This is a genomic window from Chromobacterium paludis (assembly GCF_008275125.1).
Lineage (GTDB): Bacteria > Pseudomonadota > Gammaproteobacteria > Burkholderiales > Chromobacteriaceae > Chromobacterium > Chromobacterium paludis.
In genome coordinates this window covers 2,320,598-2,336,529 of sequence record NZ_CP043473.1, presented here as the reverse complement: position 1 = coordinate 2,336,529, position 15,932 = coordinate 2,320,598, and the positions used below count along the sequence as shown (strand labels likewise).

The following is a 15,932-nucleotide window of genomic DNA, read 5'->3' as shown; positions in this document are numbered from 1 at the left end:
GGTTTACTGCAGGTAAGGCAGGTAGGGCGCTTCGTCGCGGATGGCGTAGGTCTTGCCGTTCAGGCCCACCGTGTAGTGGCTGGGGCCGGAGATCGGCAGGTAGTACACCACGTCCAGCGTCACGCTCTGGCCCGGCGCCAGGGTCTGCCAGCTAGGCAGCTTCACCGAGACGCGGTTGAAGTCGCCCTTCAGGCCGCCGACATTGCTGCCGTTGTGGCCGACGCTGATGACCTTGAGGCCGAAGCCGGACTGGTCGGCGATATTGGCCGGCGCCGAGGTCGGCACGTCGAATTGGAACTCGGTGCCGCCGGGCAGCGTGGTTTTGGAGCGGTTGACGATGGTCAGCTTGGGGTTGATCGGGTAGTTCTGATCGCCCAGGGCGAAACCGCCCAGGCTGAAGCCCACGTCTATCGCCGCGGTCGGCGCCGGCGCGGCCGTGGTCGGGTTGGCGGCGACCTTGGGCGGCTGGCTGAAGGTGTTGTACAGCAGATTGGTCAGGGTATTGCCCATGTAGTACTCGCCCTGGCCGTTGTTGCGCTGCGCGTTCCAGTCGTAGTCGCCGGCCAATTCCCAGAACATCACGCCGCCCACATTGTTGGCGTCGATCCAGGCCGCTTTTTGCGCGATGGACTGTTCGTCCTCGGTGGACAGGAACACCTTCTTGCTGGCGTTCCACAGCCACGGCGCGGCCAGCGTGTTGTTGTAGTTGCGCTGATAGCTGCCGACGAGCTGGTTGATCGGCAGGGCCGGGTCTATGCCGTAGGAGGCCAGATAGCTGCCGGCGATGCCTTTCTCCAGGTTCTTGGCGTGCCACATCGGGTTGGAGCCGCCGGGGATTTCCTGGCCCTTGTCGTCTAGGTCGTGCCAGATATTGTCTATGCCCACCGCGCCGTCGCCGCACTCGGTGAGGCCGGTCGGACAGTTGCTGCCCACCGCGCTGCCCCACAGGCCGTTGCTGCCGCCTGTCACGTTTTTCCAGCCGCGGGTGTAGTAGGGCACGCCCATATTGACGCGCGAAGCCGGCAGCGCGCCGCGGTAGTAGTGATAGGCCCAATCGGTGTTCAGATAGCCGATATTGCCGTATTGCGCGGTGCCGTAGACGTTCCAGAAGGCCAGCTCGGCGTCCTTGCCGTCGTCGAACAGCGCGGCGTTGGGGCCGACGAAGCGGTTCCACGAGCCATGCAGGTCATACGACATCACATTGACGAAGTCCAGATACTTCAGGCCGGGGAAAGTTTCCATGCCGCGCAGCAGATAGCCGGAGGCCGGCACCGCGGCGGTGATCTGGTAGTAATGGCCATCCTGGGCGGCGGCGTGGTCCAGCTTGTCGCGCAGCGTCTGCAGCAGCGCCACGTAGCCCTTGGTCAAGGAGCCCAGGCGGGCGTTGGAGACGCTCCAGTCCAGCGGGTTGCCGGCGTTGCTCATCGAGGTGGGGTATTCGAAGTCGATGTCCACGCCGTCGAAGCCGTATTTGCGCAGGAAGGCGACGGCGGAGTCGGAGAAGGCGTTGATGCCGGCTTGATTGACGCTGCCGTCGGCGTTGACCGTCATGCTGTAGAAGCCGCCGCTGGCCACGCGTTTGCCGCTGGCGTCGAAGTAGCCGCCGGTTTCGGCCCAGCCGCCCACCGAGATCAGGGTCTTCACGCCCGGGAATTTGCGCTTGTATTGGGTCAGCAGGTTGAAGTGGCCCTTGTACGGCAGGCTGGGGTCCATCTCGGCGCCGGCCACGCCGGGCCAGGTCATGTCGGTGGCGGCGTTGCCCGGCGCGGTCTCGTTGACCGACAGCTTGTTGGCGCCGTCCACGTGGGCGAAGGCGTAGTTGATGTGAGTGAGCTTGCCCCAGGGGATGTTGTTGACCAGATAGGCGGGGCTGCCGTCCTTGCCGGTGCGCCAGCTGGTGAAGTAGCCGATGATGCGGCGGCGGCTGCCGTTGGCCAGCTGTTCCGCGCCGCCCTGCTTGTAGGCGGCGCAATAGGGCACGTCCACGCCGCCGGTTTGCGCCAGCGCTTCCGGCCGGCACAGGGCGTTGCCGGTGGGCGCGGGCACTTGCACCAGCGGCGGGTCCACCGGCGGCGGGTTGCCGCCGCCGCCGCATTGGCCTATCAGTTTCCAGGGACTGGCGTCGCTGCTGCTGGGCGTATTGCCCTGGGTCCACCACTTGGCTTGCCAGGTCTGGTCCTGGTAGCTGACGCGCTGGCCGCCGGTATAAACCGTGGACGCGCTCCAGTCCGGGTCGGTGCAGCTGCTGGCCGCGGTCTTCACCAAATTGGCGGACGACAACGGCAACGTCGCCGAACGGCCGTCGAGCGCGGCATGGCTGGCCAGCAGCGCAACGCCGCCGACGGCGCCGGCGGCCAGGCCGCCTTTGATTAGCATCAGGGTCTTGCTCACACGGTTCTCCTCTGTAGTGGGTACAGCCAAACGAGCATGCAACTTGTATTTAATTGGTATTAACGTGGACTGTAGTTGGTATGCATTAGGTCTGAACTGTACTTTTTGACAGGTGCGCGCGAGGGCGCAGAGGAGCGGCCTGGCGACGCCTGTCGGCAAGGGGGCGGAGTCAAGGCTGGGATGGAGGGAGGGTCACGCGGGGACGAGGCTTTTTGGGTGGGAGCGGCTTGCCAGGCGGGGGCTTGCCGCCATGCCGGGCGGAGGCGGCCTAACGGCCCCCGCCCGGCGCGGCGCGGTTTCAGCGGGTGAGCTTGACCGGGTGCTTGGGCGCCGGCAGAAAGCCCTGGCTCAGCAAATGCCAGATCAGCCACAGCAAGGCGGACATGCCCAGCAGGGCCGCCGCGCCGACCAGCCATTTCAGCGCCGGGCTGAGCCGGTTGCCGTCGTCGAGGTCCGCCTCATCGGCGGTGCCTTCCGCGGCCGTCGCGGCGACAGACTGCGCCTCCTCTTGGGCCGGTCGCGCGGTCGGGAGCGCGGCGACGGGGGCTGGCGCGGGCGTCTCCGGCGGCGCGTGCAGGATGGCCGCCGCGACTGCCGCGTCCGGCTGGATGGCGGCTTCGCCCAGGCGGGTCAGGCGACGGGTCAACGGCTCCAGCGGCCGCCATGGCGGCATGGGCGCGAGCTTGCGCCGCTGCGCCCGGATGATGCGGCTTTCCAGCAGCACGAAGGCCGCGCCGAGCAGAGGCACGACCACCAGCAGGGCCGGCGCCTGCGCGGCCACCCAGTCGCCCCACAAGGCGTCGCCGACGGCCAGACTGCCGGCCAGCCAGCCCAGCACGGCGGCGCCGGCCGGTATCAGCAGCGGATAATCGCCCATCAGCCGCGACAGCAGCAGGCTGCCGTACATTAGCAAAGGCACGCTCAATAACAGCCCCAGCAACAGGAACAGCACGCTGCCCTGTGCCGCGGCGGCCAGGGCCACCACGTTGTCCAGGCTCAGCGCCAGGTCCGCGCCCACCACCAGCATCACCGCGTTCCATAGCTGCCGGCTGTGTCCGGCCTGTTCCGCCAGCTCCTGGCCATCCTCCTCCCCGCCCTCGTCCAGCAGCAGCTGCATGGCGATGGCCAGCAGGATGGCGGCGCCGACCAGCTTGAGCATGGGCACCATCAGCAAGACGCCGGTCAGGGCCGCCAGCGCCAGCCGCAGCGCGATGGCGAAGCCGGTGCCCCAGATCACGGCGCGGCGGCGCAATTCCTGCGGCAGCGAGCGGCAGGCCAGGGCGATCACCAACGCGTTGTCGCCGCTGAGGATTAGGTCGAGGAAGGAGACCTGCAGAGTCAGGCCAAAGGCGTGGGAGAGGCTATCGGGTTCCATTTCTTGTCCTGGAGTCGGGCGTCAGCCCAAGCTGCCGGCGATGCCGGCGTAGAGGCTGAAGCCGGCGGCCAGCAACAGCACCGGGGCCAGCGCCAGGGTGTAGCGGCGGCTCAGCCGCAGCGGCGGCGGCAGTTCGCGCAGCGCCAGCCAATACAGTCCGGCCAGCATGATGGGCAGCAAGAGCGCGTTGGCCACGGAGGTGGCGATGGATAGCTGCACCAGGTTGACGCCGGACGATACCAGCGCGCCGGCGCCTATCAGCATGGCGGCGCAGCCGCCGTAGAACCACGGCGCCTGCAAGGGGTGTTTTTCCAGCGAGTCGCGTTGGCCTGCCAGTTCGCCCAGGGTCCAGGCGCTGGTCAGGCAGACCACGATGGTGGCCACCAGCGCGCCGCCGGACAGCGCCAGCGCGAACAGCAGCCTGCCGCCGGCCGGGCCGAGCAGGCGGGTGAAGCCGCCGGCGATTTCCGGAATGGCGGCCAGGCTTTGGCCGCCGGCGCCCTTGCCGAAGGCCGCGGTGGCGGCGATCAGGATGCCGGCGGTGATGAGCTGGCACAGCGCGGCGCCGAGCAGGGTGTCCAATCTGGCCGGTTTCAGGTCATCCAGGGTCAGGCCCTTGTCCAGCATGGCCGATTGCTGGTAGCTGAGCGTCCACGGCATGACGCAGGTGCCGATATTGGCGGCGGCCAGCAGCAGGAAATCGTGGCTGCCCAGGGGGAGATGGCCGAGCTGGGCCAGCATCTGCGCCGGATCGGGCCGCGCCAGCCAGGCCTCGGCCAGGAAGGCCAGCTCGAACACGCCCAGGCCCAGCGCAATGCGCTCCACCGAGCGGTAGCTGCCGGTGCCAATCATCAGCAAGATCAGCGCGCACAGCAGGCCTATGGTGTGGGGCACCGGCACGCCGAACATCTGTCCGATGCCGGCCAGGCCGGCCAGCTGAGTGGCCAGCGCGCCCAGGCAGCTCAGCATCAGCACGGCGGCCATGGCCCGCTCAGCCTGGCGTCCCCAGCGCCGGCGCACCAGCTCGCCGTAGCTTTTGCCGGTGCCCAGCGCCAGCCGTATCGCCAGCTCCTGTGCCATGTAAAGCAGCGGGATCAGCAACAGCAGCAGCGGCAGCATGCGGTAGCCCCAGCGCGCGCCGCTTTGCGCGGCGGCGATTACGCTGCCGGTTTCGGTGTCGGCCAGCATCACCACCAGGCCGGGCCCCAAGGCGGCCAGCAAGTGGCGCAGCCGGCGCAAGGCGGACGGTTGCAGCAGCACGTCCGCGTCGCTCATGGCTTGCCGCCTGCCGGCCCGCTTTTCAGGTCGCGCAGCAGGGCGGAGTCCGGCGACAGCACCAGGGTGGGCGCGGAGTCCGCCAGCGACTGGCGATAGGTCTGCAGCGAGCGGTAGAACTTGTAGAACTTGGGGTCCTTGCTGAAGGCCTGGGCCAGAATATGGCCGGCCTCGGCATCGGCTTCGCCGTGGGTGATGGCGCTTTGCCGCTGCGCCTCGGACAAGATCACCGTGCGGTCCCGGTCGGCCTTGGCCTGGATTTGCTGCGCCCATTCCGCGCCCTGGGCGCGCAATTCCTTAGCCTCCTGCTGGCGGGCGGATTTCATCCGGTCATAGATGGCCTGGCTGGTTTCCAGCGGCAGGTCGGCGCGGTGCAGCTGCACCTCGGTGACCTGCAGGCCCAAGGGCTTGGCGTGTTCTATCACCTCTTGCTGGATGCGCGCCACGATGGCGGCGCGGCGGGGAGAGAGCAGGTCCGTCAGCGGCGCCTTGCCCAGTTCGCGCCTGAGCGAGGTGCTGACCAGCTGGGTCAGCTGGGCGCGGGCCTGCTCCTCGGTGCGCAGCGCCTGATAGAAGCGCAGGGTGTCGGCGATGCGGTAGCGGGTGTAGGTTTCCACCTCCAGCCGCTTCTCGTCGCCCAGGATCACCTGTTCCGGCGGCGGCGCCAATATCTGCAGCCGGGTGTCGTAATACAGCACGCTGTCTATCAGCGGCAGCTTGAACTTCAGGCCCGGCTGTTCATCGGCGTTGACCGGGGCGCCCAGTCGCACCACCAGCGCCTTTTGGCCTTCGGTCAGCGTGTATTGCGCCGACAGCGCCAGCCAGACCACGGCGATGCCCGCCGCCCAGCCGATTCCGCGTCCTTGCTTGCTCATCATCGGGACTCCTTGCCGGCCTTGGGTTTGTCTTGCAGCTGCAGCAGCGGCAGCACGCCGGCGCCGTTCTTGCCGGTGCCGTCTATCACCACCTTGCTGGCTTTCTTCAGCATCTCGTCCATGCTTTCCAGATACAGGCGCCAGGCCGTCACGTCCTTGGCCTGGGCGTAGGTCTGGTAGACCGAGTCGAAGCGCTTGGCCTCGCCCTGCGCCAGATTGACCACCTGGCTGCGGTAGGCTTCGGCTTCCTGGCGGATGCGTTCCGCCTCGCCGCGCGCCTTGGGCAGGATGTCGTTGCTGTAGGCCTGAGCCTCGTTGCGCGCGCGTTCTTGGTCGGCGCGGGCGCGCTGCACGTCGTTGAAGGCGTCAATCACGGCAGCGGGCGGGTCCACGCGCTGCAGCTGCACCTGGGTGATCAGGATGCCGGCCTGCTGGGCGTCCAGCCGCTGCTGGATCAGGCTGCGGGTTTCCTCGGCCACCTGCTGGCGGCGGTTGGACATGGCGGCCTGGATGGGGGTGTGCGAGACCACCTCGCGCAGCGCGCCCTCGGCGGTGATGCGCAGCGCTTCTTCCGGCTGGTTGGTGTGGAACAGGAACTGGCCGGCGTCCTTGATGCGCCAGAACACGGCGCAATCGGCTTCGACGATGTTTTCGTCGCCGGTGAGCATCTGCTTCTCGCGCGGGTCCGCCGCGTCCGGGGGCGATCCCTCATACAGATTGGCCAGCTTGAGTTGCTTGATCTGGGTGGTCTTGGGCAGCTGCACGGTTTCTATCGGCCACGGCAGATGGTAGTGCAGGCCGGCGGAAGTGGTGTCGGTCCAGCGGCCAAAGCGCTGCACCACGCCTTGCTCGTCGGGTTCCACCCGGTAGATGCCGGAAGTCAGCCAGATGACGGCCAGCATGCCGGACAGCAGGGCCAGGCCCTTGCCGCGCATGCCCAGCAGTTCCAGGGTGTGGTCCAGCCGCTGCGGCAGCGTGGGGGCGGGCGTGTCCGGCGAGGGCGGCGTAGGCATAGCGGATGTGTCCTGAATTTTGACCATGTTGTTTGTCAGGTTTAACGCGGGGCATGCCGCGCGGATGACAGGCGCCTGGAAATTCCCAGGCGGCGGGCGTGTTCGGCGCCATGAATGCCCACTTTATTCATATTGCATTGCATCATGCGGCAGTCGTATGCTGGCTGTGGGCAGATGGCCGGCGGAGGGCGCTGGCGTCACCGTTGCCCTTTGATCAAGGAAAGACTGAAATGCAACCGCTCAAAGCCTGGATGTTGAAAATCGGCGCCGCGCTGCTGGCGCTGGTGGTGGTGTTCAACATCATGGAAAAAACCGTGCTCAGCTGGACGGTGATCAACCCCGGCTATACCGGCATCAAGATCAACCGACTGATAGACCGCGGCATCACCAAGGAGAACGTCGTCACCGGCTTCGTGTTTTTCAACCCGATCCAGAGCGTGGTGGTGGTGTATCCCACTTTCGTCCAGCGCGAGGTGTGGACGCGCTCGCCCAACGAGGGCAGCGCGGCCAATGAAGAGCTGAGTTTCAATACCAAGGATTCGGTGCCGGTGACGATAGACGTGGCGGTGTCTTACCTGCTGGACGCGCATAAGGTGCCGGAGTTTTATACCCGCTTCCGCGCCGATGACATCTCCAGCTGGACTCACGGCTATCTGCGCGACACCGCGCGCAACATCGTGGTGGCCATCGGTTCCGAATACAGCTTCGACGACGTCAATGGCGTCAAGAAAGAGGAATTCCTGACCCGCGTGGCGGCGGAGTTGAACCGGCGCACCCAGCCCATGGGCGTGACCATCCAGCAGTTTGGCCTGGTGGGGGCGCTGCGGCCGCCGCCGGAGCTGGCCAATGCCGTCAACGCCAAGACCAAGGCGATCCAGGATTCCATCCGCACGGAGAACGAGGTCAGGGCGGCTCAGGCCGAGGCGCGCAAGAAGGTGGCGATCGCCGAGGGCGAGGCGGCAGCCAACCGCGCCCTGGCCTCCTCGCTGGACGACAGGCTGTTGGCCTGGGAAAAGCTGAAGCTGCAGCGCGCCTACATCGACAAGTGGAATGGCCAGATGCCCAATGTGGTGGGCGGCGAGGGCGGGGGCATGCTGCTGAACATTCCGGCGCCTGGCGCGCAGAAATGAGACGGCCGCAGCTGAGACAGATCAAGCGCGCGCCCGCATTTTACCGTTAGCATGAAGTCATGGACCGGCCAGGCCGGTCCCGACACCCACCAAGGAGGCTGCCGATGTTTCCGGAATACCGTGATCTGATTTCCCGCCTGAAAATCGAAGATGCGCATTTTTCCAAGCTGTTCGATCTGCACAATCAATTGGACCAGCAGATCAAGAATATGGAAGACCGCATCGTCAATGCGAGCCAGCAGGAAATTGAGGTGCTGAAGAAAGAAAAGCTGAAGTTGAAGGACCAGTTGTACGTCTTGCTGAAGTCGCATACGTCCTGATTTGGCGTTTCTCCGTTTTCTGCATAAGCCGGCGATCTGCGCCGGCTTTTTTGCTGCACAGGTTGATGGTTGCGGCTAGAACTAAAAAAAAGACCATCCATCCACGGGGAAGCCGCCATGCATTTCGATGAAGTCCACAGCAAGCATTTCATTACCCTGAGCCGCACGCCGCATCCGCATACCCTGATGGAGCAGGCCTTGGTCGCCATGGGAGGCGGGGGCAATGAAGGCATGAGTTTCCGCAAGCAGGCCCTGGCCGCGGCGGGCTGGCACTACGACGGTCTGGTGCCCTTCGCCAAGCATCCGGAGCATGCGGCCAAGGCGTTCAACAAACTGCGCAAGGCGTTTGACAAAGCGGCTACGGCGGAAGAGCTGCTCAAGGCGCTCCATCATCACTGAGGCGGCTCCAGCAGCTGATGGCCGTAGGAATTGTCTATGGCGCAGCGCCAGGCGCCGTCCGCGTCCTGGGCGAAGACATAGGTGGCGTCGCGGGTGATTTCGTCCATTTGCTCCGCCTTCAAGCGGGTCTTGGCCAGTGCCAGCGCGCTGGCGCCGCTGTGCAGAATATGCACGGCGTCCTGGCTGACTTGCAGGCTGTGGTTGAAGTGGGCGGCGATGGCGATGAAGGCCTGGCGGATTTGCTCCTTGCCGCAGGCGTTGAGTCCGGGGCGGATCACCAGCACCGCGTCGTCGGCGTAGAAGTCCATCAGCCGGTCGAAGTCTTCGGCGTTGATCGCCGCGTCGGCGGCGGCGATCAACTGGGCGACGGGGTGGTCTTGCATGCGGCTCTCCTTGGTTGCGCGCGCGGGGGGCGGCTCAGTCGTTCAGGTAGCGGCGTTGTATGGCGCGCAGGCGGCCATCCGCGCCGACTCGGTCCAGCGCAGCCTGCAGGCGCTTGTCCCAGCCCTGGGGCGAATTGAGGTTGAGCGCGAACCAGTATTGCTGCTTGCCGTCCAGCAACCAGGCAGGCGCCACGGTGTCCGCCGGCAGATGCAGCTGGCGCAGCTGCCAGGCCATGGCCCAATCCAGCATCGCCACTGTATCCACGCGGCCAAGCACCAGCTTTTGCAGATCGCTGGTGTCGCTGTGGCCGATGTCCAGGCTGTCGCTCGACAGGCCCATTTCGGCCAACTGCTTGGCGGCCGCCGATCCAGCCAGCGCGCCGTTGCGGTAGCGGGCCAAATCGACCGGCGCGGCGACATGGATGTCGCGCCGCTCCGCCAGGCGATACAGATAGATGCGGCGCGGACTGATCGGCCCCACCCACAGGAACTGGTTTTCCCGCTCGGGCGTGCGCACCAGAGTGAACAGCAGCGAGCCGGGCGTGTTCTTGACTTGGGCGTAAGCGCGCAGCCAAGGCAGCACTTCCACCCGAAGATCGAACCCGGCTTCTTTGGCCACCAGTTCCAGCAGCTCGGTTCCAAAGCCCTTGACCCGGCCATTCTCCAGGTAGTTAAGCGGCGGCACATCTTCGGTGTAGGCCAGCAGCTTGTCAGCCCTCGCCGGGGCGGACAGCAGGCTGCATAAGACAATGGCCCAGCCCAGCATCGATTTTGTCACTCTCGTTTTCCTTCTGCGCGCATGTCTGTCTGATTCAGCATAGATGGATTGGCGGGCAGGGGGCAGGCTGGCGCTCAGCCAGCGCGGCGTCGAAAACTGAGCAACAGCACGTCGCGCGTGCCGTCGCGGGAGGGATCCAGCTGCGCGACCGGCGTCACGCCATGCAGCACCCGCTCGTCGTTGACCAGGGCCAGGTCCAGCGGTTCGGTCAAGGTGAACTCGGACAGCGGCTCGTGTTCCAAGGTATACAATTCCGTCGCGCCATTCACCAGATTGCGCCGTCCCACCAGCATCATCAACAGGAAGTGCACGCCGTCGCGGTGTATGCCTTCCGGTGTCGGTTTGCCGCACTGGCGGTTCTTGGCCTCTATCCGGTACTGGTGCGCCTCGATATGCCAGGGCGTGTAGGGCGAGAGCTGGCCGAATACGGCGCAGCCCAGCCGCAGCACAGCCTGCATGGTGGGGCCCAGCAGTATTTCATTGCGTATCGGCTCATAGTGGCGCGCCACGCCGCCGTTCAACGGGTTGTAGAAGCGGCTTTGATAGTGAGGCTGGTGCGGCTCGGCGCGGGCGGCGCGCGCCCCGGCTGGCGCGCTCAACGTGGCGTGCAGCCGTTGGCGGTAGCGCCCGCCGTCCGCCATGAAGTTGTCCAGGCGCAATTGGTTCCAGCTATCATGGAACGCTTCCCAGTCATCCAGCGCGGTCGCCGAGTCGGCCAGCAACAGGTTTCGGGTCTGCTCGCTTGGCAGCAGGCAGTAGTCGCGACGGGCCAGTCTCTGGCAGACCGCGTCCAATTGCGCATCGTAATCCCGCGCGGCGGCTGTGGCTTGCGGCAAGAAAGCCTGGTTCATAGCATGTCCTGTTTCAAGGCGGATGCCTGATTGTGCCCGGCTTCATGCAATAGCTAAAATAAATATTTGTTATTAATGGTTGATGTTGATTGCAAATTTCGGCATGCGAGCATGCCGTCCTGGGAGCCAAAGTTGCCTATGACCCTGTTTTCTATCACCCGCCGCTTCCTGATCGTCCGCCTGGTGCTGGCCCGCCCGCGCTTGGCCTGGTCCGCCTTGTTCGGCCTCGCCGTCATATTCTGTTTGCCCCACGTGACCGCCATGCACGACGTCACCCGCTACATTGTCGGCTGGAATGCCGGCGCCTGGCTGTATCTGGCCTTGGTAGGCGGCATGATGTTCGGGGCGCGGCGCCAGTCTGTGCGGCATTGGGCGCGGCTGGAGGATGAGGGACAGTGGCTGGTGCTGCTGCTGGTTTGCTTGGCGGCTGGCGCCAGTCTGAGCGCCATCGTGATGGAGCTGGCGGTGGTCAAGGACATGCATGGCTGGCTGCGCTTTGCCCATATCGCGCTGGCGGTGCTGACGCTGCTGTCTTCCTGGGCCTTCACCCACGTGATGTTCGCGCTGCATTATGCGCGCGCCTTCTATGCCGAGGAGGCGAAAGGCAAGCCTGGCGGGCTGGAGTTTCCAGGCACCGATCAACCGGATTACAGCGATTTCCTGTATTTCTCCTTCATCATCGGTACCTCCGGCCAGACTGCGGATGTCAGCTTCAGCAGCAGTTGCCAACGCCGGACCGGCACCGTGCACTGCGTGCTGGCCTTCTTCTTCAACGCCACGGTGCTGGCGCTGATGATCAATATCGCGGCAGGCCTGATTTGAGGGTTCACACTCGCGAGCCAAACCCCTTCCTATCCGCGTCGGCGCGCTTTGATTCAGGCGCTGCCAGGAGGTTGGGCGAGCGTCGATGAAACAAAAACGCCACCGGTGAGGTGGCGTGCTCTGGCGGCTAGCCGGCTCAGGCGGCCGGCGGCGCGGTGTCGATGAAGGATTGCCGCTGGTGCAGGCGCTGCAGCAGCGCGTCCAGATTGGGATGGGCGGCGCGCCAGTCGATTTCCGGCGCGCGGAAGTCCAGATAACCCAGGCAGCAGCCGACGGCGATGTCCGCCAGGCTGTAGCCGTGGCTGGTGCACCATTGCCGCTCGGCCAGATCGGCCGACAGCGTGGCCAGGCCGCGCAATATCTTGTCGCGCTGGCGCTGCACCACCTCTGCCATCTGCTTTTCCGGTGGCCGGCGATGCTCCAGCACGATGGCGACCATGGCGTCTATGATGCCGTCCGCCAGGGCCTCCCAGCGCCGGGTATTGATCAACTGGCGGTTGTCCTGCGGCAGCAGCCGCGAAACCGGCGAGCTGTTCTCGAGGTATTCGACGATCACGCGGGAATCGTACAGCGTGGAGCCGTCATCCAGCTCCAGCACGGGCACCTTGCCGAGCGGATTGTATTCCGGCACGCGAGTGCCCTCGTTCCAGGGCACGTCTTCCTCGAGCGGGCAGTCGATTTTCTTTTCAGCCAGCACGATGCGCACCTTGCGGGCATAGGGGCTGGTCAAAGAGGCGATCAGTTTCATGTTCGGGCGATGGGAAGTGAGGGGGCGGTTGCCGGCTGGGACGGCGGCCAGCACCTACTTTAGCGCAAGCCAGCCGGAGCCGAAAGCCTTACTTGAGCTCAACCTTGCCGCTGACTTGCAGCTGCAATTGGCTCTGGCCCGGTTGCAGATCGGGCTGGCTGACGTTGGCTTCGGCGCCGCCCATGGCGGCTTTCATCATCATCACCGGAGGGCGGAAACCGTGGTTTTGCTGGCCGATGTCCAGCTGCTGGATATTGACCACGCTCTTGCCCAGCGCCTTGGCGGCGACTTCCGCCTGGCCTTTCAGGCTGGCGATGGCTTCCGGAATCATCTCTTGTTCGGCCTTGCGGCGGGCCTTGTCCGATACGCCGAATTGCACGCCCTGCAGCAGCATGGTCTGTTGTAATTTGGCGATCAGCTCAGCTGCTTCGGTGAAGTTGCTGCTTTTCAGCAGGATTTCCGAACGGCCTTGCCAGCCGGTGATCTTGCCATTCTTGTCATAGCTGGGCCAGGTGTTGTAGCTGCCGCTGGACAGCTGCACGTCTTTGAAGCCGCGGCCCAGGGCCAGACCTTCGTTGGTGACGCGATTCAGTTTGTCGGCCAGCGCGGCGGCCTTGTTGTTGCTTTGTTGCACATACAGCGTGGCGGAGAGTTCGTCGTTGGGCACCTCGCGCTGGGCGTTGGCGGAGAGATTGAGCTGGATGCCGTCGGCGGCGGCGAAGGGGGCGGCGCCGGCCAGGGCGCAGCACAGGAGCATGGATTGGGCGCGGAATTTTTTCATTTCGACTCCAGGGCGGGAAGGTGGCTGAAAGTAGACTCCGCTTCGATCCGCTTGGCAAGCGCTGGTTCCATGCCGCATGGCGAATTCATCAAGGCTTAAAATGCCAAACGGCCCGCATGGGGCCGCTTGGATGGGGCGGAGCCGGATCAGGCGATGTATTCGTAGCCCGGCAGGGTCAGGAATTCGACGAAGTCGTCAGACGTGGTCAAGAGGTCGAACATCTTGGCCGCGTCTTCGTATTGCTGGGTCCAGCGGCTGCCGTATTCGGCCTTCAGCTTGGCGATTTCCTGTTCCTGCAGCGCGCGGAACAGCTCCACGGTGACCTTGCGGCCATCATCCAGCACGCCTTTGGGCGAGCGTATCCATTGCCAGATCTGCGAACGCGAGATTTCCGCCGTGGCGGCGTCTTCCATCAGGTTGTGGATGGGCACGCAGCCGTTGCCGGAAATCCAGGCACCCAGGTACTGGATGCCGACGTTGATGTTCATGGCCAGGCCCGCTTCGGTGATCGGCGTTTCCGGCTGGAAGTTCAGCAAGTCGGCGGCGCTCACCTGCACGTCCGGGCGCTGCTTGGCGATCTGGTTGGGCGCGTCGCCCAGCACCGCGCCAAAGGCCGCGGCGGCGATGGGCACCAGGCCGGGGTGGGCCACCCAGCCGCCGTCGTAGCCGTCGGTGGCGTCGCGGTCCTTGTCCGCCTTGACGCCGGCCAGCGCCTTTTCATTGGCGGCCGCGTCGTTCTTGATCGGAATCAGCGCCGCCATGCCGCCGATGGCCGGGGCGTTCCGGTGGTGGCAGGTCTTCAGCAGCAACAGGGCGTAGGCGCGCATGAAGGGCACGGTCATGGTGATCTGCGCGCGGTTGGCCAGGCAGAAGTCGCGGTTCTGCTTGAACTTCTTGATGCAGCTGAAGATGTAGTCCCAGCGGCCGGCGTTGAGGCCGGCGGAGTGCTCGCGCAGCTCGTACAGGATTTCGTCCATCTCGAAGGCGGCGAGGATGGTTTCGATCAGCACGGTGGCCTTGATGGTGCCTTGCGGGACGGCCAGCTCGTTCTGGGCGAATACGAACACGTCGTTCCACAGGCGCGCTTCCAGATGGCTTTCCATCTTGGGCAGGTAGTAATAGGTGGCGCTGCCGTGTTCGCGCAGGTAATGGATGTTGTGGAAGAAGGACAGGCCGAAGTCGAACAGGCTGCCGGATACGATCTCGCCGTCCACCTTGACGTGTTTTTCCATCAAATGCCAGCCGCGCGGGCGCAGCAGCAGGGTGGCGATGCTGTCGTTGAGCCGGTACTGCTTGCCTTCCGGGCTTTGGAAGGAAATGGTTTTGCGGTAGGCGTCGCGGACGTTGATCTGGCCGGCGATCTGGTTATCCCAGCTCGGACAGTTGGAATCCTCGAAGTCCGCCATGAAGCTCTTGGCGCCGGAGTTCAGCGCGTTGATCATCATCTTGCGCTCCACCGGGCCGGTGATTTCCACGCGGCGGTCCAAGAGGTCCGCCGGCAGCGGGGCGATCTTCCAGTCGCCGGCGCGCACGGCGGCGGTTTCCGGCAGAAAGTCCGGCAGTTTGCCGGCGTCCAGCTCTGCCTGGCGCGCCGTGCGGGCGGCCAGGCGCTCGCGGCGGGTGGCCTCGAAGCGGCGGTGCAGCTTGGCGACGAATTCCAGCGCCTCCGGCGTGAGGATTTCGGCGTAAGCCGGAGTGATGTCGGCGAGGATTTCCACGCCCTGCGGAAGATTGGCTGCCATGCGCGCGCTCCTTGGTAAGCGGGTGATGATGCGAAAATGCTGCAATGCAATGATTGACAGTCTATTCGGCGCGCGAGTAAAAAGAAATGACCGTATTGGCATAACATTTTTTACTTTTAGGTAGTAAATGAGCGAGCTGAAGCAGCTGGAGACCTTTGTCGCCGTGGTGGGACTAGGCAGCCTGTCGGCCGCCGCGCGGCAGCTGGGCGTGGTGCCGGCCATGGTGGGACGGCGGCTGGACGCGCTGGAAGAGAGGCTGGGCGTGCGCCTGCTGGTGCGCACCACGCGCAGCGTGGCGCCGACGCAGGAGGGCGAGGCTTTCTATGAAGACTGCCAGCGCATCCTGGCCGACCTGACCGAGGCCGAGGCGGCGGTGGCCTCCGGCAGCGGCAAGGCGCGCGGCCACCTACGGCTGTCCGCCCCGGCCGGCTTTGGCCGCCGCCACGTGGCGCCGCATGTCGCCGCCTTCCAGCGCCTGCATCCGGAAGTCAAAGTCACGCTGGACCTGTCGGACCGGCTGGTGGACCTGCAGCGCGACCGGATCGACTGTTCCATCCGCATCTCGGACCTGGCCGATTCCAGCCTGGTGGCCATCCGGCTGGCGGAAAACCGGCGCGTGGTGGTGGCGTCGCCGGACTATCTGGCCACCCATGGCGCGCCGCGCGCGCTAGAGGATTTGCAGCATCACCAGTGCCTGTCCCTGGGCGAGAGCCAGAGCCGAGGCTGGAGCTTCGTGATGGACGGCCAGCCGGTGAACCTCAAGGTGTCCGGCGCGCTGGAATGCAACGACGGCGCGGTGCTGCACGATTGGGCGCTGCAGGGCCTGGGTTTGGCCTGGCGTTCCTTGTGGGAGGTGAAGGACGATCTGTCCGCCGGCCGGCTGCTCACCGTGCTGGACGACTGCGCCTCGCCGGACTACCCCGTCTACGCGGTGGTGCCGCAGCGGCGTCTGTTGCCGGCGCGGGTGCGCCACTTCATCGAGCATCTGAAAAACGCATACGCCCAACCCGGCTACTGGAACTGAGCCGGTTTGCCGAGCCGCGCCCGTC

16 protein-coding genes are annotated in these 15,932 nt (G+C 65.2%); 5 read left to right on the top strand and 11 right to left on the bottom strand.

Features of this window, described 5'->3' with window-relative positions; genetic code table 11:
* Positions 1–3: 3 nt before the first annotated feature.
* The 5 genes from FYK34_RS10815 to hflK all read right to left on the bottom strand — a co-directional run bounded on the left by FYK34_RS10815 (position 4) and on the right by hflK (position 6,929).
* Positions 4–2,391, bottom strand: a complete 2,388-nt coding sequence (locus FYK34_RS10815; RefSeq protein ID WP_174774513.1) for a chitinase C-terminal domain-containing protein — start codon at positions 2,389–2,391, stop codon at positions 4–6.
* A gap of 298 nt (positions 2,392–2,689) precedes the next feature.
* Entirely contained in the window at positions 2,690–3,766 is a 1,077-nt protein-coding gene (locus FYK34_RS10810) for a YjbE family putative metal transport protein (protein ID WP_149296367.1), read from the bottom strand.
* A 21-nt stretch (positions 3,767–3,787) separates the two neighbouring features.
* Positions 3,788–5,041: an NRAMP family divalent metal transporter gene (locus FYK34_RS10805; RefSeq protein ID WP_149296366.1), complete on the bottom strand. Its 1,254-nt coding sequence runs from the start codon at positions 5,039–5,041 to the stop codon at positions 3,788–3,790.
* A complete protein-coding gene (hflC, locus tag FYK34_RS10800; protein ID WP_231137242.1) occupies positions 5,038–5,919 on the bottom strand; it encodes a protease modulator HflC in 882 nt (293 codons plus the stop codon). The genes FYK34_RS10805 and hflC overlap by 4 nt, the downstream gene beginning before the upstream one ends.
* Positions 5,916–6,929 carry an FtsH protease activity modulator HflK gene (gene hflK, locus FYK34_RS10795; protein WP_149296365.1) on the bottom strand — a complete coding sequence of 338 codons (1,014 nt, stop codon included), beginning with the start codon at positions 6,927–6,929 and terminating at the stop codon, positions 5,916–5,918. Before hflK ends, hflC begins: the two co-directional genes overlap by 4 nt.
* Positions 6,930–7,159: 230 nt before the next feature.
* On the opposite strand from hflK, the gene FYK34_RS10790 reads away from it, so the two are divergent.
* The 3 genes from FYK34_RS10790 to FYK34_RS10780 all read left to right on the top strand — a co-directional run bounded on the left by FYK34_RS10790 (position 7,160) and on the right by FYK34_RS10780 (position 8,778).
* A complete protein-coding gene (locus FYK34_RS10790; RefSeq protein WP_149296364.1) occupies positions 7,160–8,059 on the top strand; it encodes a prohibitin family protein in 900 nt (299 codons plus the stop codon).
* 104 nt (positions 8,060–8,163) lie between these two features.
* On the top strand, positions 8,164–8,379 hold the full coding sequence (locus FYK34_RS10785; protein ID WP_149296363.1) for a YdcH family protein: 216 nt from the start codon (positions 8,164–8,166) through the stop codon (positions 8,377–8,379).
* 117 nt (positions 8,380–8,496) lie between these two features.
* Positions 8,497–8,778, top strand: a complete 282-nt coding sequence (locus FYK34_RS10780; protein WP_149296362.1) for a hypothetical protein — start codon at positions 8,497–8,499, stop codon at positions 8,776–8,778.
* On the opposite strand, the gene FYK34_RS10775 is transcribed toward FYK34_RS10780, so the two are convergent.
* The 3 genes from FYK34_RS10775 to FYK34_RS10765 form a co-directional block, all read right to left on the bottom strand.
* Positions 8,772–9,161 carry a YybH family protein gene (locus FYK34_RS10775; protein ID WP_149296361.1) on the bottom strand — a complete coding sequence of 130 codons (390 nt, stop codon included), beginning with the start codon at positions 9,159–9,161 and terminating at the stop codon, positions 8,772–8,774. The genes FYK34_RS10780 and FYK34_RS10775 overlap by 7 nt on opposite strands.
* 34 nt (positions 9,162–9,195) lie before the next feature.
* Positions 9,196–9,939, bottom strand: a complete 744-nt coding sequence (locus tag FYK34_RS10770; protein ID WP_231137241.1) for a substrate-binding periplasmic protein — start codon at positions 9,937–9,939, stop codon at positions 9,196–9,198.
* 74 nt (positions 9,940–10,013) lie between these two features.
* Positions 10,014–10,790 (bottom strand): 2OG-Fe dioxygenase family protein, encoded by a 777-nt coding sequence (locus FYK34_RS10765; RefSeq protein ID WP_149296360.1) that lies wholly within the window; start codon positions 10,788–10,790, stop codon positions 10,014–10,016.
* Positions 10,791–10,928: 138 nt separating this feature from the next.
* Here FYK34_RS10765 and FYK34_RS10760 point away from each other — a divergent pair, with 138 nt between their 5' ends.
* The gene (locus FYK34_RS10760) at positions 10,929–11,612 is read left to right on the top strand and encodes a DUF1345 domain-containing protein (RefSeq protein ID WP_168209712.1); all 684 of its coding nucleotides are present in this window, start codon (positions 10,929–10,931) and stop codon (positions 11,610–11,612) included.
* Between the two features lie 136 nt (positions 11,613–11,748).
* On the opposite strand, the gene FYK34_RS10755 is transcribed toward FYK34_RS10760, so the two are convergent.
* From FYK34_RS10755 to aceB, 3 genes are all read right to left on the bottom strand, one after another.
* Positions 11,749–12,360 carry a glutathione S-transferase gene (locus tag FYK34_RS10755; protein ID WP_149296359.1) on the bottom strand — a complete coding sequence of 204 codons (612 nt, stop codon included), beginning with the start codon at positions 12,358–12,360 and terminating at the stop codon, positions 11,749–11,751.
* 88 nt (positions 12,361–12,448) lie between these two features.
* Positions 12,449–13,141 carry an SIMPL domain-containing protein gene (locus FYK34_RS10750; protein WP_149296358.1) on the bottom strand — a complete coding sequence of 231 codons (693 nt, stop codon included), beginning with the start codon at positions 13,139–13,141 and terminating at the stop codon, positions 12,449–12,451.
* Positions 13,142–13,287: 146 nt separating this feature from the next.
* Entirely contained in the window at positions 13,288–14,883 is a 1,596-nt protein-coding gene (gene aceB / locus FYK34_RS10745; protein ID WP_149296357.1) for a malate synthase A, read from the bottom strand.
* Positions 14,884–15,010: 127 nt separating this feature from the next.
* Between aceB and FYK34_RS10740 the strand changes: the two genes are divergently transcribed.
* Positions 15,011–15,907: a LysR family transcriptional regulator gene (locus tag FYK34_RS10740; protein ID WP_149296356.1), complete on the top strand. Its 897-nt coding sequence runs from the start codon at positions 15,011–15,013 to the stop codon at positions 15,905–15,907.
* The last annotated feature ends 25 nt before the right edge of the window (positions 15,908–15,932 follow it).

What these genes read in the sequence shown, in the direction of transcription:
- FYK34_RS10810 (WP_149296367.1), bottom strand. Translation starts at nt 3,766, where the DNA reads ATGGAACCCGATAGCCTCTCCCACGCCTTTGGCCTGACTCTGCAGGTC.
- FYK34_RS10805 (WP_149296366.1), bottom strand. Translation starts at nt 5,041, where the DNA reads ATGAGCGACGCGGACGTGCTGCTGCAACCGTCCGCCTTGCGCCGGCTG.
- hflC (WP_231137242.1), bottom strand. Translation starts at nt 5,919, where the DNA reads ATGATGAGCAAGCAAGGACGCGGAATCGGCTGGGCGGCGGGCATCGCC.
- hflK (WP_149296365.1), bottom strand. Translation starts at nt 6,929, where the DNA reads ATGCCTACGCCGCCCTCGCCGGACACGCCCGCCCCCACGCTGCCGCAG.
- FYK34_RS10790 (WP_149296364.1), top strand. Translation starts at nt 7,160, where the DNA reads ATGCAACCGCTCAAAGCCTGGATGTTGAAAATCGGCGCCGCGCTGCTG.
- FYK34_RS10785 (WP_149296363.1), top strand. Translation starts at nt 8,164, where the DNA reads ATGTTTCCGGAATACCGTGATCTGATTTCCCGCCTGAAAATCGAAGAT.
- FYK34_RS10780 (WP_149296362.1), top strand. Translation starts at nt 8,497, where the DNA reads ATGCATTTCGATGAAGTCCACAGCAAGCATTTCATTACCCTGAGCCGC.
- FYK34_RS10775 (WP_149296361.1), bottom strand. Translation starts at nt 9,161, where the DNA reads ATGCAAGACCACCCCGTCGCCCAGTTGATCGCCGCCGCCGACGCGGCG.
- FYK34_RS10765 (WP_149296360.1), bottom strand. Translation starts at nt 10,790, where the DNA reads ATGAACCAGGCTTTCTTGCCGCAAGCCACAGCCGCCGCGCGGGATTAC.
- FYK34_RS10760 (WP_168209712.1), top strand. Translation starts at nt 10,929, where the DNA reads ATGACCCTGTTTTCTATCACCCGCCGCTTCCTGATCGTCCGCCTGGTG.
- FYK34_RS10755 (WP_149296359.1), bottom strand. Translation starts at nt 12,360, where the DNA reads ATGAAACTGATCGCCTCTTTGACCAGCCCCTATGCCCGCAAGGTGCGC.
- FYK34_RS10750 (WP_149296358.1), bottom strand. Translation starts at nt 13,141, where the DNA reads ATGAAAAAATTCCGCGCCCAATCCATGCTCCTGTGCTGCGCCCTGGCC.
- aceB (WP_149296357.1), bottom strand. Translation starts at nt 14,883, where the DNA reads ATGGCAGCCAATCTTCCGCAGGGCGTGGAAATCCTCGCCGACATCACT.
- FYK34_RS10740 (WP_149296356.1), top strand. Translation starts at nt 15,011, where the DNA reads ATGAGCGAGCTGAAGCAGCTGGAGACCTTTGTCGCCGTGGTGGGACTA.